At 47.6% G+C, this 1,102-nt stretch carries 1 pseudogene; it reads left to right on the forward strand.

The window, feature by feature from the left end:
• A pseudogene (locus B3M53_RS03115) lies at positions 1–960 on the forward strand (hypothetical protein); the annotation flags it as partial.
• Positions 961–1,102 lie beyond the last annotated feature (142 nt).

Raw genomic sequence — 1,102 nt, forward strand, 5'->3', positions numbered from 1 at the left:
TTCCAGTATAAACGTCGTGGGATTGTCGATAAGCTAATTTTCTCCATCCCCACCTCGTGGGCATCGTGTCTGAATATTGATGAAATCGCAGATAGCATACAATCGTCCCTCTCGAAGGCTGCGTGCGACCCACCGAAGAATTCAAGAATCAAAATGAGTGTCTTCACACCTATATGCCTTGATTTGCCGACCCTCTCTGGAAGGACCTTTGATTTTACAGGCCGCAAGGGACATGGTGAGCTTAAATTTAATGTAACACACTACGATGAGTTTGACCTTGAAGATCAAGCCGCAAACTTAGCATGGAGTTTTTGCGCGCTGGCAAGCGCGTGGACTGGCAACCTGTTTTTTTTGACGCGTGAACAAAATGGTATACCGGAGTATCGAGAAGTTTTGAGCCTGATATCAGACGGCGATCTGAATGGGAGCGTTAGAAAGCTTGCTTGCCCGTCATTCTCAGAACTAATTGACTTATTACTCTACGACTCGGCAGACATAAACCTTATACTGAAGGCTGGCCACCTTATACAGAGGTCTATATTTTCCGCTTCATCCAGTCGTGACTATCTTGGCGATACCGCAAATGCCCTGATCATTTCTGCTCTAGAGGTGCTTTCCGATAAAGGCGACAATCCAGAAACCTGTAAGTCGTGCAATCAACCTCAGTATAAGATATCACAAAGGGTTAGAAATTACGCGGCGGAGCAAATGGGTGCAGATTATTGGGAAAGATGGTTTAATCTCCGCTATTCGGATCGCTCAAAATTTCTGCATACTGGCGCAATTCGCCATAAGCGTGTGTATGCTCGAAAGTCGATTCCAACAGTCCAGTTGAGCGCCCCGGAAGGTATGGCTATGCCAATGAGTTTCTCACATGATCACGTCTTAGCTAACGTCACCCTTGTGATTTTTCGGAAGCATGTTCAAGCTATCGCCCCAATGGAAAAGAGGTCTGCCTAACTTAGCGCTTTTCCACCGCCCTCTCGATTTCTTTCTGGGGCGAGCCTTTGCGCAAAGCTGCCGTTGGTGTAGGACGCCGCGAAGATCCGCTTCGCACCGCAACACCCGCAAATCCCCTACAGTCGCTTTACCGACGCAATAC

Origin of the sequence: Oceanicaulis sp. UBA2681, assembly GCF_002354675.1 — a bacterium.
GTDB classification, from domain to species: Bacteria; Pseudomonadota; Alphaproteobacteria; order Caulobacterales; family Maricaulaceae; genus Oceanicaulis; species Oceanicaulis alexandrii.